This window comes from Brevundimonas sp. S1H14, from assembly GCF_047716865.1.
Classification (GTDB): Bacteria; Pseudomonadota; Alphaproteobacteria; order Caulobacterales; family Caulobacteraceae; genus Brevundimonas; species Brevundimonas naejangsanensis.
This window is the reverse complement of the sequence record NZ_CP136679.1, coordinates 3,051,465-3,073,349: the sequence shown is the minus strand read 5'-3', so window position 1 is coordinate 3,073,349 and position 21,885 is coordinate 3,051,465. Positions and strand designations below refer to the sequence as shown.

Here is a 21,885-nt window from a genome sequence, read left to right as displayed (position 1 = left end):
TGACTGGACGGCGGTTTCTTGTCGTGTCCGCGCCCTTCGGGCGGTTCGGGCGCAGGCTGGCGCGCGCCATCGAGAGCCGGGGCGGCGAAGTGCGCCGCATGCTGTTCAACGCCGGAGACATTTCGAATTGGGGGAGGGCCGGCGGCCTCGTCTATCGCCGTCCCGCCACGCAGTGGCCGCAGGACGTCGCGCGTCTGGCTGAAGAGTTCACCGACATCATCCTTTTCGGAGAGGGCGGCCCCTATAACCAGGGCGTCTTGACCCAGGCGAAGCAGCTTCCAGCCCGTGTCTGGGTGCTGGAAAACGGCTATTTTCGGCCTGACTGGATCACTCTGGAGCGGAACGGCGTCAATGCCTCGAGCGGCTTGCCGCGTTCGGGCGCAGGCTATCCGCCGCCGCCGCCGGAACTGCCGATTTCAAGGCCTGTCGGCAAGATCCTGCCGCATCACGTGCTCAACATCAGCTTTTATCATGCGGTCCAGCCCTTTGGCCGTTTGATGTTCCCGCACTATCGCCACTATTACACCGCTTCGCCGTGGAGGCAGTGCGTGGGCCATGTGCGGCGATATCTGGCCCTCGCCGTATCAGGCGCCCAGGCCAAGGACGTGGGGCGCCTTCAGGCCAAGGGCGATTTCTTTATCGCCTGTCTGCAGCGGGACGGCGACGCCCAACTGCTGCGCTACTCCGAGATTCACGACAATCTGTCCTTCCTGGATCGGGTGATGGCCAGCTTCGCCCGCTCGGCGCCTGCGTCGATGCGGCTGCTTGTCAAAAACCATCCGCTGGATCCCGGCGTGATCAACCTGGGCCGTGAGACGCGACGCCTTGCGGCCAGGCATGGCCTGACTGGCCGTGTCGACTTCATCGACGGGGGCAATCTGGCTCAGCTGTGCCGGGCTTCGCGCGGCATGGTGGTCAATAACTCTAGCGCGGCCCTGTCGGCGCTTGGTTTCGGCACGCCCGTCAAGGTGCTGGGGCAGGCCTTCTTTGATTTCGAGGGACTGACCGATCAAAAGCCGCTCGATGAATTCTGGGACGCGCCTGCGTCGGCGGACCGCAGCCTGTTCACGGCCTTCCGCGCCTATGTGATCAGTCGGACCCAGATCAACGGCAACTATCATGAGCCCCGTGCGCTGGACGCGACCGCCGAACGCGTGGCGGACGCCCTGGCCACACGCCTAGCCTAGGTCGCCGAACCGCCCTCTGTACGGTGTGGCTCTCAGGTCACCCTTGGGCGCTGTCATCGTTCTGTCATCCAGTTGTCGTCCGAGCGTCCGATGGGGGGCCTAAAGCCGCCTCATCAATGACCGCGCTGATTGTCGTTCTGGCAAATGCGTCGAAAAGGATCACAGCACCCATGTTGAACCGCAACCTCGCCTATGGGGTTTCCGCCGCAGCTATCCTGTTGGCGACCTCCAGCGCCGCCTTCGCCCAGGAAACCACGGGCGGCATCCGGGGCGTGATCACGGACGCGGCCGGCGCGCCGGTGGCCAATACGGCCGTCGTCGTCACCCACATTCCGTCGGGCACCAGCACCACGACGGTCACCAATGAAGACGGCCTGTACACCGCCCGCAACCTGCGCGTCGGCGGCCCGTACTCGGTGACGGTGATGGTGGACGGCCAGACCGAGACGGCTCAACTGGGCAGCGTCGGCATCGGCGCCCCGACCGTGTTCGACGTCACCGTCTCGGCTATGGCGGCCGACGCGGGCGCCACCGAAGTGGCTGAAGTGGTCGTGCGCGGCGTGCGTGCTGTGCGCACCTCGCCGACGGCTCGCCTGAACCTGGAAGACATCGAGACGCTGCCGTCCATCAGCCGCGACATCAAGGACATCGTGCGCACGACGCCGTTCGCCACGGTGGACCCGACGAACAACGACGCCCTGTCGATCGGCGGCCAGAACACCCGCTACAACGCCATGCTGATCGACGGGATCAAGCAGGGCGATGACTTCGGCCTGAACGGCAACGGCTATCCGACCCTGCGCTCGCCGATCTCGCGTTCGGTGCTGCAGGCGGTCAGCGTCGATGTCGCCCCCTACGGCGTCCAGTACGGCAGCTTCACCGGCGGCGTGATCAACTCGGTCACCAAGTCGGGCGGCAACGAGTTCCACGGCGAAGCCTTCTGGGAAGTCACCAACGACAGCCTGCGCGGCGACAGCTTCAGCTATAAGGACTTCGTCTCGGGCGAGCGTCAGAACCGCTCGCTGACCGGCGAGTTCGAAGAGAAGACCTGGGGCGCGACCCTCAGCGGCCCGATCATCAAGGACCGCCTGTTCTTCCTGTTGAACTACGAAAAGTATGAGTCGACCCAACCGGTCCTGTCCGGTCCGGAAGGCTCGGGCGCCGTCAACCAGGCGCCGGGCATCACCCAGGCCCAGGTTGACGAGGTCCGCAACATCGCCAAGAGCGTCTACGGCTACGATCCGCTCGACTGGTCGGCCGACGCCCTGACCGTTCAGGACGAGAAATACTTCGCCAAGCTGGACTGGAACATCAACGACCAGCACCGCGCGGTCTTCTCGTACCAGCAGACCAAGGGCAGCGACCTGCGTCTGAACAACACGGTGACCAACGGCGCCTACGTCAGCGTCGGCCTGCTGTCGTCGGCCTATCAGATCGACCAGAACCTGACGGCCTATAAGGCCCAGCTGTTCTCGGACTGGACCGACACCTTCTCGACCGAGTTCTCGATCAGCCGCAAGGAAACCGAGAACCTGTCGAACGGCCTGGGCGGCAACGACTTCGCCGCCATGCAGGTCTATCTGGACCCGCCGATCGGCACGAACACCGGCGTGCGTCGTTCGATCCGCTTCGGTCCCGAGCGTTCGCGTCACGCGAATATGCTGACGGTCGACACCATGCAGTACCGCCTGGTCGGCAACTGGGAAGCCGGCTTCGGTCACCGCTTCACCGGCGGCTATGAGCGCGAAGAACAGGACATCTTCAACCTGTTCGTCCAGGTGGCGAACGCTGAGTACGAGTTCGCCTCGGTCGCTGATTTCGAAGCCCGTAAGGCCTCGTCGGTCGGCTACACCAACGCCGCCAGCAACAACAAGAACGACGGCGGCGCCAGCTTCAGCTACGCCCTGAACACTCTGTTCCTGCAGGACGAATGGTCGGTCAGCCCCAACCTGACCCTGACGGCCGGCCTGCGCTACGACTGGTACACCTCGGACGACAAGCCGAAGTACAACCAGGCGTTCTATGACCGCTTCGGCTTCGGCAACGACACCAACCTGGACGGTATCAGCATCCTGCAGCCGCGCTTCGGCTTCAACTGGCGCCCGGACCCCAGCCTGACCGTCTACGGCGGCTTCGGTCGCTTCCAGGGCGGTTCGCCCAACGTCTGGATTTCGAACTCCTATTCGAACCCCGGCAACCTGACGGGCTCGTTCCAGTGCAAGTCGGCCGCTGACTATCAGTCGCAGTTCGCCGGCGGTTTCGGCATCTGTCCGGACGGCTCGTATCTGAGCAACGTCGATGGTCTGAACCCGAACCAGCAGCTCAAGGACAAGGTCACCGAGAGCGCCGAACTCGGCACCGGCAACATCAACCTGATCAGCCCGGCGTTCAAGACGCCGTCGATCTGGAAGACCTCGCTGGGCGTCAACAAGATCTTCGATCTGAGCCGCTTCAACATGGGCTCGGGCTGGAGCGTGACGGCCGAGTACGTTCACTCGGAACTGGAAAACGCCATCGGCTGGGTCGACCTCAGCATGGCCCAGACCCAGACCGGTACGGCTCCTGACGGTCGTCCGATCTTTGGTCCGAACCCGGTCCGTCGCGGTCAGCAGGTGCTGATGCTGACCAACCTGAACGGCGGCAAGACCGATCAGTTCGCGATCGGCCTGGACAAAGCCTGGTACGACGGCTGGCTGAACGGCGCGGGCTTCAACCTGTCCTACACCTATCTGGACAGCACGGACCGTTCGCCGGCGACCTCCTCGACGGCCAGCTCCAACTTCGGCAACATCGCTCTGTCGGACCCTAACGACCCGACCCTGGCGGACTCGAACTATGAGATCGAGCACGCGCTGAAGCTGAACCTGACCTACTCGCGCGCCTTCTTCGGCGACTACCGCACGCGCTTCAACCTGTACGCCCAGCGTCGTTCGGGCCTGCCCTACAGCTACACCTTCGGCACCAGCCCGGCGAACCTGTACGGCGAACACGTCACGACCCAGCGTCAGCTGCTGTACGTGCCGGCCGTCGACTCGTCGGGGAACGTCACGGCGACCAGCGATCCGCGCGTCACCTATGGCTCGAACTTCAACGTCGGCGCCTTCAACGACTTCCTGCACTCGACGGGGCTGATCAAATACGCCGGCGAAATCTCGCCGCGTAACGCCTTCAAGTCGCCCTATGTGACAACGGTCGACCTGCACATCTCGCAGGAGCTGCCGGCCTTCTTCCCGGGCGGCGCCAAGCTGGAAGGCTATGTCGACGTCAAGAACCTGGGCAACCTGATCAACGACGAGTGGGGCACGATCCAACAGATCGGCTTCCCCTACACCTCGAACAACGTCGGGGCCTCGATCGTGGACGGCAAGTATAACTACACGCTGTTCACGCCGCGCAGCCCGAGCACCTTCGGCACCGAGTCGGTGTGGCAGGTGAAGGTCGGCGTCCGCTACCGCTTCTAAGCGACGCTGAACGAAGACTAGGGGAGGGCGGTCCGGAAACGGGCCGCCCTTTCTTTTTGGTGGCCTACCGCGCATTCGCGCTGCTTGAGGCCATTGTTAAGTAAGCCTATCGCGCAGTGGCGCTGCTTGAGGCCATTCTAGGTCGCCTACCGCGCGGTCGCGCTGCCTAAGGCGAGTTGAGCAGGCCTGCTGCGTTGAAGCGGCTGACCCGCCGAGGCCCGCCGCCATTGAACCCGAGGCTTTCAGGGCCTATCTCGCCCCCTTCGTGCTTCATCCCTTTTATGTGGACGTTTTCGGCCCATGACTTCGCCCATGACCTTGCCTATCCCCGCTGAATGGACGCCGCATCGCGCGATGTGGGTCGGCTGGCCCAGCCATGCCGATCTGTGGGAGGACAATCTCGAACCGGCGCAGGCCGAGGTCGAGGCCCTGGTGCGCGCCCTGGCCGGGCCGGGCCGCGAACAGGTCAAGCTGATGGTCGGCAATGACGAGGCCCTTGCCGACGCTCAGGCGCGCTTCGCCGACGTGGCCGGCGTCACCGTCGTGGCCGGGCGTTTCGGCGACATCTGGCTGCGCGACACGGGGCCGATCTTCGGCGCCGGATCGGCCTCGGCCCAGGCCTTCGTCTTCAACGGCTGGGGCGGCAAGTACGACCTGCCGCACGATGATGAGGTCGCCGACCAGATCGGCGAACAGACGGGCGTCGCCCTGACCCGCCATGACTTCATTCTGGAAGGCGGCGCCGTGGATCATGACGGCGAGGGCACGGTGCTGACCACGCGCCAGTGCGTGCTGAACCGCAACCGCAACACCGGCTGGACTGAAGAAACGGCCGAAGCCGCCTTCGCCAAGGCCCTGGGCGCCAGGAAGGTGCTGTGGCTGGGCGACGGCCTGCTGAACGACCATACCGACGGCCACGTCGACAACCTGGCCCGCTTCGTCGCGCCCGGCGTCGTCGCCTGCCCGATCGGTTTCGGCCCCAAGGACCCCAACGCCGAAGTCTATGACGAAGCCGCCGAGACGCTCTCGGCCATGACCGACGCCGCAGGCCGCCCGATCCGGGTGCTGCGCATCCCGTCGCCGGGCCTGATCCTGGACGAGGACGAACGCCCGGTCCCGGCCAGCCACATGAACTTCCTGATCGCGGACGGCGCTGTCATCGTGCCGACCTATGGCAATGAGATGGCCGCCCGTCTGGCCTGCGAGGCCCTGGCCACTGTCTTCACCGATCGCGAGATCATCCCCCTGCCGTCGATCGCCACCCTGTCGGGCGGCGGTTCCTTCCACTGCATCAGCCAGCAGGAGCCCGCGTGATGACCCGTCAAATCACTCTCGCCGCCATCCAGACCTCGTACGGCGAGGACATGCAGGCGAACATCGACAAGACCATCGGCTTCATCCGCGGCGCCGCAGCCAAGGGCGCCCAGGTCATCCTGGCGCCGGAGCTGTTTCAGGGGCCGTACTTCTGCGTCTCTCAGGAAGAGAAGTGGTTCGGCGCCGCATATCCGTGGCGCGAGCACCCGGCCGTCACCCAGCTCCAGCCGGTGGCCAGGGAACTGGGCGTCGTCCTGCCCGTCTCCATCTTCGAGCGCGAGGGGCCGCACTATTTCAACAGCCTGGTGATGATCGACGCCGACGGCGAGCTGATGGGCGTCTATCGCAAGAGTCACATCCCCGACGGCCCCGGCTATCAGGAGAAGTACTATTTCCGCCCCGGCGACACCGGCTTCAAGGTCTGGGACACGCGCTTCGGCCGCATCGGCGTCGGCATCTGCTGGGATCAGTGGTACCCGGAAACGGCGCGGGCGATGATGCTGCAGGGCGCCGAGGTGCTGCTGTATCCTACCGCCATCGGCACCGAGCCGCATGACGATACGCTGGACACCGCCGCTCCGTGGCGGCGGGCCATGCAGGGTCACGCCGTGTCCAATGTCGTGCCGGTCGTCGGCGCCAACCGCATCGGCCACGAGCAGGTGACGGATGCAGGCCAGACCTACTACGGCCACTCCTTCATCGCCGACCATCGCGGCGATCTGGTCGAGAGCCTGGATCGGGAGGAGGGCGTGCTGGTCCACACCTTCGATCTGGATTTCCTGGATCGCCACCGCGCAGCCTGGGGTTTCTTCCGCGATCGCAGGACGGATCTTTACGGCGCCCTGTCGACGGGGCGCCCGGCCTGATCCGGTCTTCGTAAAAATCCGATCCCAATAGAAAAGAGGCGGAAGACCGGGGTCTTCCGCCTCTCTCATTTTATGCGTTGAACGCTATCAGAACTTCAGCGTGGCGCCGAAGGTGAAGTAGCGACCGATCGCATCGTAGGTCTGCGGGAAGGTGTTCCCGTTGTTCGCAGCCGTGGTGCCGATCTGCGAGCCGACGATCGGCGGGTTCTTGTCGAACAGGTTGTTGATCGTCGCCGTCAGACGCACCGTCTGGGTGATGTCCCAGCGGCCGCTCAGGTCGAAGTAGTCGTAGCTGTCGATCTTGGCGTAGTCCGGGAACCACTTGGTGGCGCTCGGCTCGACTTCGACGCCGGACAGGTGACGCCAGTTCAGCGAGGCCGAATAGTCGCCCAGCGTCCAGGTCGCGCGGCTGTTCCAGCGTTGCTTGACCTTGGGCTCGCCGCACGAGACGGAGTAGTAGTTGACGCAGTCACGCAGCACGGAGGCCGGGGTGGCCTGGGTTTCGTGCTTGGTGAGGATGCTGCCGTTGACGCTCAGGTCGAGGCGGCCGATTTCGCCCCAGCCGAAGTCCGACAGTTCGACGCGGTAGTTGGCCGCGATGTCGAAGCCCGAGACGCGCTCGTTGCCGGCGTTGGTCGACGGGCGGATGACGCCCTTGGCGTCGACGCCGTTCAGAGAGCCGTTGGCGGTGCTGCGCTGGATGGCCTTACAGCTGTCGTTGAACGCCAGCGTCGGGTTCAGGGCCTTGTCGTAGCAGCCGTTCATGACATCAGCCAGGCTGGGGCTGTTGATCGTCTTGTCGATCTTGATGTCGTAGTAGTCCAGGCTCAGACGCAGGCTCGGCACGAAGGCCGGTTGCCAGACGGCGCCGATGGTCCAGGTGTCGGCTTCTTCCGGACCCAGGTTCGGGTTGCCGCCGGTCTGCTGGTTGACCTGGCCCGAGTTCGGCGCAGCCACATAGCCGATCGCGCCTTCCGGCACGCCGGTCAGACGGCACAGGTTGCTCAGCGTGCCGGCCGTATTGGCGTCAGCCGAGTTGATCAGGTTCAACTGACACGGATCGATCGCCATATTGCCCAGGCCGGTGACCTGCGGGTTGAACAACTCGCCGATGTTAGGGGCGCGGGTGGCGCGCTGATACATGGCGCGGACGCGGACGTCCTCGATCGGCGACCAGTCGCCGCCGATCTTGTAGCTGCCGTAGTTGGTCTTGGAGCTGCCGGCCTTGAACTCGGTCTGGCGGTAGCCGGCTTCCAGGTTCAGGCTGTGGATGAACGGCAGGTTCTCGATCACCGGCACCGCCAGTTCGGCGAAGGCTTCACGCATTTCGAACTGACCGTTGCGATCCGGAACCGGCGCGCCGGTGCCCAGGATTTCGCCGTTGGTCTGCGAAGCCGCGTCGCCGCGCGTCGAGGCGCCCGACCGACGCCATTCGGCGCCGAAGGCGACAGCGATCTGGCGCTCGCTCCACGGGCTGGACAGATGCTCCGGCAGCAGGCCCGAGATCGAGCCCGAGGCCACGTCCTGCTTGATGGTGGTTTTGCTCATCGACGACAGGTTGATGTAGTCGATCATTTCCTGGGTGATCGTGCCTTCGGGCCCGAAGACGTTGATCGGCACGCAGCCCGCGACGGCGGTGGTGGCGCCCGGAACCAGGCACTCGGTCGCCGAGACCGTATTCAGGGCGTTGCGCAGCTTGGACAGCGAACCCCAGTTACGGCGCGTCAGCAGTTGCTGGGTCTCGCCGTGCGAGATGTAGGCGTCGTAGTTCCAGTCGGCGTTGATGTCGCCACGGACGCCAGCCAGCAGCTGGACCGTCTTGTTCTCGATGTCGACCGGGCGGGTGCCCATTTCGGTGAAGCGACGGTTGATGGTCAGGTCCATCATGGTGTCGCCGCCGGCGCCGGCGACGCACTTGGCCGGATCGATCAGCAGGGCGCCGCAGAATTGCTGGCGCATGGCGTCCGGGATGAACGGGTTGCCGATCGGCACCTGATAGGTGTTGCCGAAGGTGCCGCTCGACGCGTTGTCCAGCGAAACATCGCTCTGGACATAGGTCAGGTGGCTGTAGACTTCAGCTGCCGAGTTGATCTTGAAGCTGCCCAGACCGTTGATCTGATAGCGGCTCAGGGGCGTCTGATACAGGTTGTACGGGTTGTAGTTGTAACCGGCCGAGTTGTAGTTCGGGTGGTTCGAGCCGATCAGAGCGCCCGTGGTGGGATCCAACTCTGCGCCCTGCGGCAGAGCCGTGCCCTGACGGATGATGTTGCCGTCGGCGTCTCTAATCGTGGCGGGGGTCAGGTCGAAGCGACCGGGAACTGAGGTGCCCGAGCCCAGCGGGTTGCCGGTGGTCGAGGAAAGAGCGACCTCGCCCCACGGACGACGCACTTGGTACAGCGGGTCGGTCTTGGTGTAGCCGAAGCTGACGACGGCGTTGCCGCGGTCATCGGCGAAGTTGCCGCCCAGGGTGACGTCGAACTTGCGACGCACGGCGTCGTCTTCACCCGAGAAGCCGTAGGAGGAGTTGACCTCGACGCCTTCGAAGTTGTTCTTCAGGATGAAGTTGACCACGCCGGCGACGGCGTCAGCGCCGTACACGGCCGAGGCGCCGCCGGTGACGGTGTCGACACGCTCGACCAGCGCCAGCGGGATGGTGTTGGTGTCGACCACGCCTTCGAGGTTGAACGGCACCACGCGGCGGCCGTTGATCAGCACCAGCGTACGGTTGGTGCCCAGGCCGCGCAGGTTGATGGTCGCGCCGCCGCCCGAACCGTTGTTGGTGGCCGAACCGACAGCCGGCACGGCGGCCGGCAGGTCCTTGACCAGCTCTTCAACAGCCACCGGCTGCGACATCGCGATCGCTTCAGAGCTCAGCGACGTGATGGGGCTGGACGCCTCGTAGCCGGGCTGGCGGATGCGCGAGCCGGTGACGACGATGGAAGCGACTTCTGCAACATCTTCATCGGCCGACTGGGCGAACGCCGGGGTGGCGGCCATGAAGCTGAGGGCGGCGCCCCCGATAATGGTCGAAGCGAGCAAGGACTCGCGAACAATTCTCTTTTTCAAAAGAGACCCTCTCCTGAACAAAACAAGCCGCCGTCGGCCCTTGAACGAAGGGACCGATCGACAGCTCGCGGCACATCAGGGCCGTTCGCCCTGCGGTGGGGACATTACGGCGAGGCCTGCCACAAGCAAGTCGGAATTACGTCAATAATGGCACAGTGCAGAAAAAAATACTGACAAATGAAGAAAATTCGGGATGAGGCGCAAAAAATACGCTCAATTCCCAAAACTGTAACGAACGACGTTGTGCGAGGCTCCGTCCCGGTCATCGGCGCTGCTGCCCCAGGGGTAGCCCTTGTCGTCGCCGCAATATGAACGTCGGCCCTGGCGAGCGTTCTCCACCACCAGGCGAGGGCGCAGTCGGGCTGCGCCGCTGAAGAGGTTGTCGGTGATGGTGTTGTAGGATGGCGTCTGGTGGCGGATGACGCCGCGCTCGCCGCAGTTGCGATAAAGGAAGACGCCGGGCCGCCCGCCCAGTTCGAAGCGGTTGCCGATGATGCGATTGCGGGCCGAACCGTCGATCGCGATCATCTCGCGCTGCGTTCGGGTGCGGATCAGATTGTCCTCGATCCGGTTATCGGCGCTTTCGGCGTCCAGATAGATGGCGGTCGAGACGCTGTCGCCGTCCAGGGTCGAACCCAGCAGGCTCAGCCGGGTGACGCCGGGTCCGACATAGAGGGGGATCGTCCCGGCGGCGCGGATGGTCACCTGTTCCAGCGTCACATGACTGGGCGCCGTCGCCTGAAGGCGGTCGGTGTGATCCTTTGTGCGCGAAGAGGCGCGCAGGTCGTCATAGCTTCCATCGGCGCCCATGCCCCAGACCCGCACGGCGCCGTTGATCCGGCAATTGCGGATGCGGACATCGGTCGGACGGCTCCAGAGGGCGGCGTCGATACGGCGTGACCAGATGGCGATGGTCGGCGCTGAGGCCGCGACCGGAACGTCCGGGCGGCCGACCGTCCCGCCGCCGCAGTCCAACTGGGCGCCTGAAGCTTCTGCGCCGATGATGCGCACGGGGCGAACGATCGTCTGGTCAGGCGTCAGCGTCGCGCGGCAGGCCAGCAGATAGGGCGTATCGGCGTCGGCGGTCAGGGCGGCGATGTCCTGGGCGTCGCAGGGGCGGGCGGCGGGCAGGGACCAGGCCTCGGCGGCGAGCAGCAGGAAGGTCGCCAGAACGCTCATCGCACCGCCGTCATCAGGGCGCGGCCATCAGGGCAGAGGCGTGGCCAGCGCTTGCGCCTCGGCCGCGCAGCCGGGGTTGCGTGCGCCCGTCGCTCGAACGGCGGCCAATTCCGCACGGGCGGCGATCAGATCGGCCTGGAAAGCGGGCTGGGCGACGGCGGCCTGAAACACGGCGCGGCCCAGGGCGTCGCCGGCGGCCACGTCGCGCGGATAGTGCATGGCGCAGACCAGTCGGCTGCGGCCCAGTTCGTCGCCCATGCGGCGGGCGGCCTCGGCGCGCGTCGGATCAAGGGCGGCGAAGGCTTCGCCATAGACGGCGCCGACCGTCGAACTGCCGGATGGATAGGAGGCGCTGCGTCGGCCCGCCTCGGTCAGTCGCTGGCAGGCGTTGCGCTGAAGATCGTCGCCGACGGGGCGCGGGCGATGGGCGCGGGCCTTGACCCGCTCGGCGGCGCCGTCCGCGTCATGAAACAGCCGCTGCATCAGCCGGGTCAGTTGCGGAATGGCGGCCGGATCCAGGCGCGCGTTCAGGGCGCAGTCGAAATGCTGCAGCGCCAGCGGCGGGCGCAACTCGGCATGAGCCGTGGCCAGCAGCCAGCGGTCGGTGTCTTCCAGGGCGATGAAGCGGGCGGAACGGGCCTTGTCGTCCAGATCTTCGGCCGAGCCGGGCGCAGGCGGCGGAGGGACGGCGTCGGCCAGGGCGGCCACGACGGTTTCGTCCAGATAGCCCGCCACGACAGGCGCGCGGGCGGCGTCGGGCCGCAGGGCGGCGGGGGTTCCGGCGCAGGCGCTCAACAGGACGGCCAGGACGGCCGCCGTCGTGATGGCGCGCGGACCGCCCGGCGCGCGCATCAGGCCCCGGCGCTCCAGGACAACTGTACTGAGGTCAGACCGTCTTCGCCCGGCGAGGCGACGACCTGAAGGCTGGCGCCGCGATCGCCGGATGCGGCGGCGCCATAGGCGCGGGCCTCGCCCTGATTCATGGCCATGATCGAGGCCAGCCCGGCCTTCTCCGCCCGATGACGATAAAAGGCGACGACGGTTTCCGGGTCTGCATCGGTGCTGAAGGTGATCAGTCCGCCGGGCCCGCTCGGCCCATTGGCGGCGATCGGCGCGCCGTCAGCCTCGGCGCCGGGATAGAGGGCGGCGAAGGTCGGGGCGCCGTGGATGACGACTGCCGAAGCTTCTGCGGCGCTGTCGGCCGTAGCCGCCTCCGCGCCCGCTTCGACCGATGGGATCGCAGCCGCTTCGCCCTGGGACGCGGCGGGACTGTCGCACGCCGCCAGCCCGATGCTGAACGCCAGGACCCCGATCGCCACGCAACGCCTCATTCCCACTACATCCTTAATGTCGCTACTTGGATGCACCGTGGCCTATCCGTGCGGCGGCAGCAAGGCGGTTCAACCGGTAGGGGCGTCAACGTCGTCGCCGGGCTGGCCGGTGGACTTGCGCGCCTGTTCAGGTCCGCCGGCGGGGCGGGTGGCGGCGTCGCGCGCGGCCAGGCCTTCGCGGGCGAGCGCGTCGTTGATGACGTCCTGGTCCGGATCGATCTCGGAGCCCGACGCCGACCCGCCGCGCAGGGAGCCGGCGCGGGTGTCAGAGCCCGAATCGGTGCCCTCCAGCGCCTTGTTGAGGGCGTCGCGAAGGTGGCCGCGATCGGTCTTCTCGCCCATGGCGGCGGCTTCGCGGCTTTCGTCGTTTTCGGTCTTGGGGTCGGTCATGGAGCTCTCCCTTGGCTGGACTAGAAACAATCGACAGGAGGGCGGCCCGGTTCCGTGCGCGGGCGCCGCTGATGCAGTCCGGGCATGAAAAAAGGCCGGAAGCGTGCGCTTCCGGCCCTTGATGCGTCCGGCGAACCGAAGGCCTCTTCTTACTTGCCGAACAGCTTGGCCCACTGGCGCGGCTCGCGCTTCTTCCACGAGTCGCGGTGATAGGCGTCTGAACCGATCAGCGGCACGACGGTGGTGGCTTCGGCGTAGACCATCTGTTCGTAGGTGGTCGAAACCTTGCCCCACGAAGCGGCTTCCTGCAGCGTCGAGGACGAGCAGGCGCCGTCGCGCACGTCGGCGACGGTGATCTGCACGGCGTATTTGTGCATCTCGGCGTCTTCACCGAGGATTTCGGCGCAGACGACGGTGTCCTGGGCGAAGTTCTTGGGCACGCCGCCGCCGACCATGAACAGGGCCGTGGTGCCGGCCGCGATCTTGATGTCGGTCAGTTCGCGGAAGTCCGCGACGGCGTCGATCATCATGTACGGCTTGCCGGCCTTGGCGCGTTCCTTCTGGTGCTTGACCAGACCGAAACCGGCCGAAGAGTCGACGAAGGCCGGGCAGAAGATCGGCACGCCCTTCTCATAGGCGGTCTGGATCAGCGAGCCGGGCTTCTTGGCGTTGCCTTCCGACAGCCACTTGCCCATTTCCCAGATGAACTCGCGCGAGGAATAGCCGCGCGGCTCCAGGCGATTGGCGATCTCATAGATCGCGTTGTCGCAGTCCTGCAGTTCTTCTTCGTCGATGTAGGTGTCGTAGATGCGGTCGATGTAGTTGTCGCGCAGGATGTTGTCGTCGACCGGGCCCGCAGCCTGATAGTGCTTGTAGCCAAGGGCTTCGAAGAAATCCATGTCGACGATGGAGGCGCCGGTGGCGACCACGGCGTCGATCATGTTGAACTGCACCATGTCGCGATAGACGTGCATGCAGCCGCCGGCCGAGGTCGAACCGGCCAGGATCAGCCACGGCGAGCAGGTCTCGTCTTCCAGCGCCATGTTGAAGATGTCGGCCGCGCGGGCGGTGTCGCGCGAGCTGAACGACATCTTGCGCATGGAATCGATGATCGGGCGGGCGTCGAAGCTGGTGATGTCGACGTGCTCGACGGTGGTGGCCAGCAGTTCGGCTTTTTTGTTCGACTGAACGGGAGCGTTCATTTCAGCGGTTTCCCTCGGATTTGAGCGCCCGTCGTCAATAAGGAACAGCGGCCCGGACGGAGCGACGGGCCGCTGCTTGTACCAAAGCCTTGAGACATTTTTCAGTTCAAGGCGTGATGTGATGGATCAGCGCTTGCGCTTGCGCTGGCCCGCCTTGCCCTTGGGACGCGACAGGCGGACGACCTTGCGGGCGTTCTCCTCGGCCGTGGTGCGCACGGTCGGGATGGAGCGCGGCGCCAGGCCGTACATCGAACCCATCGGAGCGTCCTCGACCACGGCGATGTCATGCTCGCCATAGCCGTTGAAGCCCGTCGTCATGGCCACGCCATAGGCACCCAGCATGCCGATCTCGATGAAGTCGCCTTCCTGCACATCGGCGGGCAGCCAGAACGGACCCGGCATGTGGTCGATGCTGTCGCAGGTCGGACCATAGAAGCGGAAGGGCTTCAACTCCGACGCGGAGTCGCCGTCCCGGACCAGTTTGGTCGGGAAGGGCCAGCGCGAGTGGGTGGCGTCGAATAGCGAGCCGTACGACCCGTCGTTCAGATAAAGGGCGTCGCCCTTGCGCAGGTCCACGCGGCACAGCACCGACGACGATTCCGCCACCAGCGCCCGGCCGGGCTCGCACCACAGCTCGGTCGTTTCCGACACCGGCATCTCGTTGAAGCCGCGATGGATGGCGTCGGCGTATTCGCTCAGATCCGGCGGGACCATGCCCGGATAGACCGACGGGAAACCGCCGCCGACATCGACGATATCGACGAAGACGCCCGCCTTCTTGATGGCGCGGCCGACCTGGGTCATCGCCGCCTCATAGGCCGAGGGGCGCATGCACTGCGAACCGACGTGGAACGACACGCCCATCAGGCCGTCCTGAACCGCCTGGCGCGTGGCCAGCAGCAGGGCGGGGGCCTGATCCGGGGTGACGCCGAACTTGCCCGACAGCGAATAGGCGGCGCCGTCGGCCGACACGCCCATGCGCACGATCAGGTTCAGGTCCTCGGCGTGGCCGGTGGCCTCGAGGATCTTGTTCAGCTCGTCATGGCTGTCGAGCACGAAGGTGCGCACGCCGTGGTCGGCATAGGCCGCACGGATGGCGCCGCGGCTCTTGACCGGGTGCATGAAGGCCAGACGCGCGTCAGGGCTGACCGACCGAACCAGTTCGATCTCGGCCAGAGACGCGACGTCGAAGGCGTTGACGCCCTGTTCGACAAGGGTCTCGATGACCCAGCGCGAAGGGTTCGCCTTCACCGCATAGAAGACGTCGGCTTTCAGATTATCCTGGAACCACTGCGCCGCTACGGCAACGGAGCGGGGACGCACGAGTGCGACCGGACGCTCCGGGGACCGCTGACGGACCAGGTCCAGGGGAAGCTGGTACGTGTGCAACTCACGTAACCCCCTGATGATTGTTAAACCCAGACCCGGCGTTAGCGGCGCAAGTAGGACCTACGGGGTCCGCCGGAACGCGCGATATGGGGGCATTGGACTGTCATGTAAAGCGGAAAAATTGCGGCGGGTCCTCGATCCGGGGCGGCGTCGCGTCGCACGCCCGGCTGCGGCAACCCGCACGGTGCCCGTGCGTTGGGCGGTGCGGGAGGCGTGGGCATGAACCGCTGGCTGTTTCTGATTCGACGGGCGTCGCGCCAGCTGTGGTGGCGCGCCAGCCTCTATGCGCTTTTCGGCGTGCTGGCGGCTCTGCTGGCCGCGCTCGGCGCCGACTATGTGCCGGACGCATTGGCTGACCGTCTGGGCGGCTCCTCGGGGGAGGCGGTGCTGACCATTCTGGCGTCCAGCCTGCTGGCGGTGGCGACCTTCTCCCTGGGGGCGATGGTGACGGCCTATACCAGCGTATCGTCCTCGGCGACGCCGCGGGCGGCGGCGCTGGTGACGGGGGATGAAAGCACCCAGAAGTCGCTGGCCACCTTCGTCGGCGCCTTCCTCTATTCCGTGGTCGGGGTGACGGCGATCAACGCCGAATATTACGGGCCGGGCGGTCGGGCGATCCTGTTCATTCTGAGTCTGGCCGTGGTGGCCCTGGTCGCCTTCCGCCTGCTGTCCTGGGTCAGCCGCCTGACCAGTCTGGCGCGTCTGGGCCACACCATCGCCCAGGTCGAGGCCCGCACCGCCGCCGCCATGCAGGCCTATGCCCGCTCGCCGCGTCTGGGCGGACGCGAAGGGCGGGTCGTTGAAGGTGTTGAACTGGATTGCGCGGCGGCCGGGCATATCCAGAACATCGACGTGCGCCTGTTGCAGGCGCTGGCCGAGGCGGACGATCGTCAGGTCGAGATTCTGGTGCGCCCCGGCGCCTTCATGATGCGCGGCCAGCCCCTGGCCCGGCTGTCGGGGGGGGGCGGCCTGATGAAGACCGGCTGAAGACCTATCGCGACGCCTTCACCCTTGAGGCCGACCGCACCTTTGATCAGGACCCGCGCTATGGGCTGATCGTCCTGGGCGAGATCGCGGGCAAGGCCCTGTCGCCGGGCATCAATGATCCGGGCACGGCCATTCAGGTCATCGGCGCCGGGGCCCGCCTGCTGGACGACTGGGCCGTGACCTGTCAGGCGGCCGAAGGCGACAGCGGCCAGCTTGATCGCCTGTTCATCGCCGCCGTATCGGCCCGCGACATGGTCGAGGACCTCTATGCGCCCATCATCCGCTACGGCTCGGCCGATGTTTCGGTGGCGGTGAAGGTTCAGAAGACGCTGGCGGTTCTGTCCAGCCGCGACGGCACCCTGGGTCAGGTGGCGGCGCAGACGGCCCGCTGGGGCCGCGAGGCGGCGCTGCGGCGGCTGGACGATCCGGTCGAACGCGCGGCTTTCGAGACGGAGGCGCCGTGCTGAAAAGGCTCACCCACTGGACGTAATCGACGCAGACATGCCATTAAGACTTGCCCTTGCGCCCATCTCGCGTCATGCGGCGCCCCCTTTGTCGCAACCTCATCCATGGGTTCATGAGTTCTTCAACAGCCGCCGTCGCCTCTGTCCGCGACGTCTCGAAGACCTACGGGGCCAGAAAGGCGCTCGACGGCGTGTCCGTCGAGGTCGGCGCCGGTGAAATGGTCGCTCTGATCGGTCCTTCGGGTTCGGGCAAGTCCACCCTGCTGCGGTCGATCACGGGTCTGCACCCGATCGATCCCGGCGGGACCATCTCGGTTTTCGGCGATGTCGTTCAGCAGAACGGCCGCGTCACGGGCGCTGTCCGCCGCGCACGCGGACGGCTGGGCATGATCTTCCAGCAGTTCAACCTGGTGGGTCGGCTGAGTCTGTTCTCCAACGTCATGCTGGGCGCGCTTGGCCGTCTGCCGTCGTGGCGCGGCCTGTTCGGCGTCTGGCCGGGCGCGGACAAGGACAAGGCCATGGCGGCCCTGCACCGCGTCGGCGTGTCCGAATACGCCGCCCAGCGCGCCAACACCCTGTCTGGCGGTCAGCAGCAGCGCGGCGCCATCGCCCGCGCCCTGGTCCAGGGCGCCAAGGCCATTCTGGCCGACGAACCCGTGGCCTCGCTTGACCCGGTGTCGGCCCGCAAGGTGATGGAGCTGCTGGTCGAGCTGAACAAGCGCGACGGCCTGGGCGTCATCGTCACCCTGCACCAGGTGGACTACGCCATCCGCTACTGCGACCGCGTCGTCGCCCTGCAGAAGGGCAAGGTGGTTTACGACGGGCCCTCGACCGGCCTGGACACCAAGCGTCTGATCGAAATCTACGGTCCCGAATACGAGGACGCGTTCTGGGAAGCCAAGGCATGACCCATTCCAAACTGACCCGCCGGATGCTGGGCCTGGCCGCCGGCGCGGCCCTGGCCGTCAGCCTCGCCGCGTGCGGCCAGGGCGACAAGGCGGGCGCCGCCAAGGGCGCTCCGTCCGAGATCAGCTTCGCCATCCTTCCGGCCGAGGGGCAGGCGTCCTCCGGCCCGCTGTGGCAGCCCCTGCTGGACGACATGACCAAGGCCGTCGGCGTGCCGGTGAAGCCCTATTTCGCGTCCAACTACACCGTGCTGGTCGAGGCCATGCGCGGCAATCAGATTCAGGCCGCCTGGTTCCCGGCCAAGACCGCGATCGAGGCGATCGAACGCTCCAAGGGCGAAGTCGTCGCCCGCATCGTCGACCCTGAAGGCCGCGATTCCTACCAGTCGACCCTGATCGTCAAAAAGGGCTCGGGCATCACGCTGGATGACGTGCTGGCCTGCGGCAAACGTTACGACTTCGGCATCGGCGACGCCCTGTCGACCTCGGGCACCCTGGCGCCCATGACCTTCCTGTTCAACGCCAACAACGTCGTGCCGAACGAGTGCTTCAAGACGGTGCGCACGGCCAACCATCAGGCCAACTCCTTCGCCGTAGCCAACGGTCTGGTGCAGGTGGCCACGTCGAACACCATCAACACCGTCTTCATCGGCCGCTCCAATCCGCAGATCGCCGCCCAGATCGAGGAGATCTGGCGCTCGCCCCCGATCCCCGAAGCCGGCATCGTCATCCGCGAAGACCTGGACCCGGCGATCAAGGAAAAGATCCGCGGCTTCTTCCTGACCTATGGCCGCGGCGAGGGCGCTGAGGCTGAACGCCAGCGCAAAATCCTGAAGGACCTGAACTATTCGGGCTTCAATCCGGCCGACGAATCCTATCTGAACCCGGTGCGCGAGATGATCGCCGACCAGACCCTGACCGAGGCCAAGGCCAAGGGCGACGCCGCCGGCGCTGCGCGCGCCGAGGCCGAGCTGCAACGTCTGCGTCGTCTGCGCGAGGTCCAGCCTTGACCGACGCTTCGCTTACCGCCGCCGCCTCCGGCATCCCCAAGGCGCCCGCCAAATCGGCCGGGGCCTGGGCGCTGGACATTCTGATCTGGGGCGGTCTGGCCGTCCTGCTGCTGATCAGCATCGACGCGGTCGATCTGGGCAATCTGTCGCGCCTGATCACCAACTCGGCCAATATCCAGACCTTCGCCGCCGACCTGCTGCGTCCGGACTTCTCCGACTGGCGCCTGTTCGTCGCCAAGATGTGGGAGACGATCCAGATCGCCCTGTGGGGCACCTTCCTGGCCATCTTCCTGGGCGTGCCCATGGGTCTGGCCGCCGCGCGCAACATCGCCCCGGTCTGGGTGGTTCAGCCTGTGCGCTGGATCATGAACATGCTGCGCTCCATCCCCGACCTGGTGATGGGTCTGCTGTTCGTCGTCGCCGTGGGCCTGGGCCCGCTGGCGGGCGTCCTGGCCATCGCCCTGAACACGGCGGGTGTTCTGGCCAAGCTGTTTTCGGAAGCGGTCGAGTCGATCGACAAGGGTCCGGTCGAGGGCGTGCGCGCCACCGGCGCGTCCAAGCTGCACGAGATCGTCTGGGGCGTGATTCCCCAGGTGGCGCCGCTGTGGACCTCTTTCGCCCTCTACCGCTTCGAATCGAACAGCCGTTCGGCCACCGTGCTGGGCCTGATCGGCGCGGGCGGCATCGGCCAGGTTCTGTTCGACCGCATGAACGGCTTCGCCTTCCGCGACGTCTCGGCCGTGGTCATCGTGGTCATCGTCGCCGTGACCCTGATCGACTTCCTGTCGCAGGCTATGCGTCGACGTTTGCTCTGACTGTCACAAAGGTCTGGCCGGACCGTCACATTCTCCTGCTTTAAGCGTCGTGCACTGACGACTGGAGAAGGTCCGGCCATGATCCGCACACTGAAGTTCACGGCCTGCGCGGCCGCCCTGCTGGCCCTGGCGGCCTGCGGAAACAACGAGGGCGGCGCCCCCGGTTCGCAGAAGGCCCGAACGGGCATCTGGGCCGCCGGCTCCTCCACCGTCTTCCCCTTCTCCACCCGTGTGGCCGAAACCTTCGCCCGCAACGGCGGCGGATCGTCGCCTCGCGTCGAGGCCCTGGGCACCGGCGGCGGCATTCAGGCCTTCTGTTCAGGCATCGGCCCATCGACCCCGGACATCGCCAACGCCTCGCGTCCGATGAAGGCCAGCGAGTTCGACCGCTGCGTCGAGAACGGCGTCACCGACATCGTCGAACTGAAAATCGGCTATGATGGCATCGTCGTCGCCACCGCCCGCACCGGCGCCAGCTTCAATCTTGAACTGAACGACCTCTATGAGGCCCTGGCCAAGGAAACGCCGGGCGCCGACGGTCAGTTGGGCGCCAACGCCGCCAAGACCTGGAACGACGTCAACAAGGCCCTGCCGGCCACCCGCATTCAGGTCTACGGCCCGCCGCCGACCTCGGGCACGCGCGACGCCTTCCTTGAGCTGGGCATGGCGCCGGGCGCCAAGCTGATCCCGGCCGTCGCCGCCATCGAGAAGCAGGACAAGACCCATTTCGAGACCGTGGCCCACACCCTGCGTGAAGACGGCGCCTGGATCGACGCCGGCGAGAACGACAACGCCATCGTCCAGACCCTGACCCGCACGCCGGGCTCGCTGGGCGTGTTCGGCTTCTCCTTCCTTGAGCAGAACATGGACACGGTGAAGGCCGAGACGATCGACGGCGTGGCCCCCTCGGTCGCCACCATCGCCGACGGCTCCTACCCGCTGGCCCGCAGCCTCTACATCTATGTCAAGAAGGTCCATATCGGCGTTACGCCCGGCCTTGAACAGTTCGTACAGGAGTTCATGTCCGACGGCTCGGCCGGCCGCGGCGGCTATCTGCAGGATCGCGGTCTGGTGCCGCTGCCCGCCGATCAACTGGCGGCCGAACGCGCCAAGGCCTCGGCCATGACCTCCATGTCGCGACCGAACTGAGACGGCTGAATGCGAAACGCCCCGGACATCGTCCGGGGCGTTGTTGCTTTTTCGCAAGGCTCGGGGTTCAGGCCGCCGCGCGTCGTCTCAGGCGCGCCACCCGGCGAAGGCGACGCCAGAAGCGGCCGCGCGCGGGCTCGGGATAGGGCTGCAGGTTCTCGATGAACTGCTCGGCCGAGGCGCGCCAGCTGAACTTCTCCGCATAGGCGCGCACGTCCTTGCGGTCGAGCTCGAGGCACTTCAGGCAGGCGGTCTTCAGGTCGTCGTCGATGAAGCCGGCGCCCGAGCCGGGGATCAGGTCGATCGGGCCGTGCGCCGGATAGGCGGCGACCGGCGTGCCCGTGCCCATCGCTTCCAGAATCACCAGACCGAAGGTGTCGGTCCAGCTGGGGAAGACGAAGACGTCGGCGTCCGCGAAGCAGCGCGCCAGCTCCTCCCCGAACTTGGCCCCCAGGAATTTCGCGTCCGGATATTTCTCTTCCAGCTCGGCGCGGGCCGGGCCGTCGCCGACAACGATCTTGGTGCCTGGCAGGTCCAGGCCGAGGAAGGTCTCGATGTTCTTCTCGACCGCCACGCGGCCGACGTTCAGGAAGAAGGGACGGGGCCACTCATCGCCGCCCATTTCCCTGTAGATCGGTTCAAGGTCGGGGCGGAACAGCTCGGTGTCCACGCCGCGCGTCCACGGCGAGACGTTCTTGAAGCCATGCTCGACCAGTTCGTCGCGCAGGGTCGGGGTGGCCACCATCAGTCGCCCTGACGGTTTGTGGAACCACTTCATATAGGCGTAGCCGACCTGCACCGGGATCGGGAAACGGGCCGAGACGTATTCGGGGAATTTGGTGTGGTAGCTGGTCGTGAACGGCAGCTTCCACTCCACGCAGATGCGCCGCGTGGCGATACCCAGCGGACCTTCGGTGGCGATGTGGACGGCCTCAGGCTCGAAGGCGCGCAGGCGTTCGCGGATCTCTTCCTCGGCGCCCAGGGCCAGGCGGATTTCCGGATAGGTCGGGCAGGGAATGGTCTTGAACTGGCTGGGTTCTATGACCTCCACCTCATGCCCCATGGCGCGGCACTCGGCCACGGTGCGGGTCAGGGTGCGGACGACGCCGTTGACCTGGGGCTCCCAGGCGTCGGTGACCAGAACAATGCGCATGAAGTCGATAGGGCCTT

The 21,885-nt window shown here is 66.1% G+C and carries 18 protein-coding genes; 10 read left to right on the top strand and 8 right to left on the bottom strand.

Features of this window, described 5'->3' with window-relative positions; translation table 11 throughout:
* The first annotated feature begins 23 nt into the window (after positions 1–23).
* The 4 genes from RSD66_RS14850 to aguB all read left to right on the top strand — a co-directional run bounded on the left by RSD66_RS14850 (position 24) and on the right by aguB (position 6,828).
* Complete coding sequence (locus RSD66_RS14850) at positions 24–1,187, top strand: capsular biosynthesis protein (protein ID WP_415288470.1); 1,164 nt, start codon at positions 24–26, stop codon at positions 1,185–1,187.
* Between the two features lie 170 nt (positions 1,188–1,357).
* Positions 1,358–4,648: a TonB-dependent receptor gene (locus tag RSD66_RS14845; protein WP_415288469.1), complete on the top strand. Its 3,291-nt coding sequence runs from the start codon at positions 1,358–1,360 to the stop codon at positions 4,646–4,648.
* 312 nt (positions 4,649–4,960) lie between these two features.
* Positions 4,961–5,962, top strand: coding sequence for an agmatine deiminase family protein (locus tag RSD66_RS14840; RefSeq protein WP_415288468.1), 1,002 nt, complete (start codon positions 4,961–4,963; stop codon positions 5,960–5,962).
* Positions 5,962–6,828, top strand: coding sequence for an N-carbamoylputrescine amidase (gene aguB, locus RSD66_RS14835; protein WP_415288467.1), 867 nt, complete (start codon positions 5,962–5,964; stop codon positions 6,826–6,828). Before RSD66_RS14840 ends, aguB begins: the two co-directional genes overlap by 1 nt.
* Positions 6,829–6,915: 87 nt before the next feature.
* Here aguB and RSD66_RS14830 read toward each other — a convergent pair whose 3' ends face one another.
* The 7 genes from RSD66_RS14830 to RSD66_RS14800 form a co-directional block, all read right to left on the bottom strand.
* Positions 6,916–9,894: a TonB-dependent receptor domain-containing protein gene (locus tag RSD66_RS14830; protein WP_415288466.1), complete on the bottom strand. Its 2,979-nt coding sequence runs from the start codon at positions 9,892–9,894 to the stop codon at positions 6,916–6,918.
* Positions 9,895–10,107: 213 nt separating this feature from the next.
* A complete protein-coding gene (locus RSD66_RS14825) occupies positions 10,108–11,073 on the bottom strand; it encodes a right-handed parallel beta-helix repeat-containing protein (protein WP_415288465.1) in 966 nt (321 codons plus the stop codon).
* A gap of 27 nt (positions 11,074–11,100) precedes the next feature.
* Positions 11,101–11,925, bottom strand: coding sequence for a PA-phosphatase (locus RSD66_RS14820; protein WP_415288464.1), 825 nt, complete (start codon positions 11,923–11,925; stop codon positions 11,101–11,103).
* Positions 11,925–12,392 (bottom strand): hypothetical protein, encoded by a 468-nt coding sequence (locus RSD66_RS14815; RefSeq protein WP_415288463.1) that lies wholly within the window; start codon positions 12,390–12,392, stop codon positions 11,925–11,927. Before RSD66_RS14815 ends, RSD66_RS14820 begins: the two co-directional genes overlap by 1 nt.
* Before the next feature lie 81 nt (positions 12,393–12,473).
* Positions 12,474–12,794: a hypothetical protein gene (locus tag RSD66_RS14810; RefSeq protein ID WP_003168675.1), complete on the bottom strand. Its 321-nt coding sequence runs from the start codon at positions 12,792–12,794 to the stop codon at positions 12,474–12,476.
* Positions 12,795–12,943: 149 nt separating this feature from the next.
* A complete protein-coding gene (locus RSD66_RS14805) occupies positions 12,944–13,996 on the bottom strand; it encodes a 1,9-bis(guanidino)-5-aza-nonane synthase (RefSeq protein WP_024355263.1) in 1,053 nt (350 codons plus the stop codon).
* A 126-nt stretch (positions 13,997–14,122) separates the two neighbouring features.
* Complete coding sequence (locus RSD66_RS14800; RefSeq protein WP_415288462.1) at positions 14,123–15,385, bottom strand: type III PLP-dependent enzyme; 1,263 nt, start codon at positions 15,383–15,385, stop codon at positions 14,123–14,125.
* Positions 15,386–15,604: 219 nt separating this feature from the next.
* Between RSD66_RS14800 and RSD66_RS14795 the strand changes: the two genes are divergently transcribed.
* The 6 genes from RSD66_RS14795 to RSD66_RS14770 all read left to right on the top strand — a co-directional run bounded on the left by RSD66_RS14795 (position 15,605) and on the right by RSD66_RS14770 (position 20,715).
* On the top strand, positions 15,605–16,372 hold the full coding sequence (locus RSD66_RS14795) for a DUF2254 family protein (protein WP_415288461.1): 768 nt from the start codon (positions 15,605–15,607) through the stop codon (positions 16,370–16,372).
* Complete coding sequence (locus tag RSD66_RS14790) at positions 16,369–16,839, top strand: DUF2254 family protein (RefSeq protein WP_415289604.1); 471 nt, start codon at positions 16,369–16,371, stop codon at positions 16,837–16,839. Before RSD66_RS14795 ends, RSD66_RS14790 begins: the two co-directional genes overlap by 4 nt.
* A gap of 110 nt (positions 16,840–16,949) precedes the next feature.
* Positions 16,950–17,744, top strand: a complete 795-nt coding sequence (gene phnC / locus RSD66_RS14785; protein WP_024355260.1) for a phosphonate ABC transporter ATP-binding protein — start codon at positions 16,950–16,952, stop codon at positions 17,742–17,744.
* Positions 17,741–18,751 (top strand): phosphate/phosphite/phosphonate ABC transporter substrate-binding protein, encoded by a 1,011-nt coding sequence (gene phnD / locus RSD66_RS14780; RefSeq protein WP_003168683.1) that lies wholly within the window; start codon positions 17,741–17,743, stop codon positions 18,749–18,751. Before phnC ends, phnD begins: the two co-directional genes overlap by 4 nt.
* Positions 18,748–19,566, top strand: a complete 819-nt coding sequence (gene phnE, locus RSD66_RS14775) for a phosphonate ABC transporter, permease protein PhnE (protein ID WP_003168685.1) — start codon at positions 18,748–18,750, stop codon at positions 19,564–19,566. Before phnD ends, phnE begins: the two co-directional genes overlap by 4 nt.
* 78 nt (positions 19,567–19,644) lie before the next feature.
* Positions 19,645–20,715 (top strand): substrate-binding domain-containing protein, encoded by a 1,071-nt coding sequence (locus RSD66_RS14770; protein WP_415288460.1) that lies wholly within the window; start codon positions 19,645–19,647, stop codon positions 20,713–20,715.
* 67 nt (positions 20,716–20,782) lie between these two features.
* On the opposite strand, the gene RSD66_RS14765 is transcribed toward RSD66_RS14770, so the two are convergent.
* Complete coding sequence (locus RSD66_RS14765) at positions 20,783–21,868, bottom strand: glycosyltransferase family 4 protein (RefSeq protein WP_119413864.1); 1,086 nt, start codon at positions 21,866–21,868, stop codon at positions 20,783–20,785.
* Positions 21,869–21,885 lie beyond the last annotated feature (17 nt).

Excerpts from the sequence above, each read along its gene's own strand:
- RSD66_RS14845 (WP_415288469.1), top strand. The coding sequence starts at position 1,358 with ATGTTGAACCGCAACCTCGCCTATGGGGTTTCCGCCGCAGCTATCCTG.
- RSD66_RS14840 (WP_415288468.1), top strand. The coding sequence starts at position 4,961 with ATGACCTTGCCTATCCCCGCTGAATGGACGCCGCATCGCGCGATGTGG.
- aguB (WP_415288467.1), top strand. The coding sequence starts at position 5,962 with ATGACCCGTCAAATCACTCTCGCCGCCATCCAGACCTCGTACGGCGAG.
- RSD66_RS14825 (WP_415288465.1), bottom strand. The coding sequence starts at position 11,073 with ATGAGCGTTCTGGCGACCTTCCTGCTGCTCGCCGCCGAGGCCTGGTCC.
- RSD66_RS14820 (WP_415288464.1), bottom strand. The coding sequence starts at position 11,925 with ATGCGCGCGCCGGGCGGTCCGCGCGCCATCACGACGGCGGCCGTCCTG.
- RSD66_RS14810 (WP_003168675.1), bottom strand. The coding sequence starts at position 12,794 with ATGACCGACCCCAAGACCGAAAACGACGAAAGCCGCGAAGCCGCCGCC.
- RSD66_RS14805 (WP_024355263.1), bottom strand. The coding sequence starts at position 13,996 with ATGAACGCTCCCGTTCAGTCGAACAAAAAAGCCGAACTGCTGGCCACC.
- RSD66_RS14795 (WP_415288461.1), top strand. The coding sequence starts at position 15,605 with ATGAACCGCTGGCTGTTTCTGATTCGACGGGCGTCGCGCCAGCTGTGG.
- phnC (WP_024355260.1), top strand. The coding sequence starts at position 16,950 with ATGAGTTCTTCAACAGCCGCCGTCGCCTCTGTCCGCGACGTCTCGAAG.
- phnD (WP_003168683.1), top strand. The coding sequence starts at position 17,741 with ATGACCCATTCCAAACTGACCCGCCGGATGCTGGGCCTGGCCGCCGGC.
- RSD66_RS14770 (WP_415288460.1), top strand. The coding sequence starts at position 19,645 with ATGATCCGCACACTGAAGTTCACGGCCTGCGCGGCCGCCCTGCTGGCC.
- RSD66_RS14765 (WP_119413864.1), bottom strand. The coding sequence starts at position 21,868 with ATGCGCATTGTTCTGGTCACCGACGCCTGGGAGCCCCAGGTCAACGGC.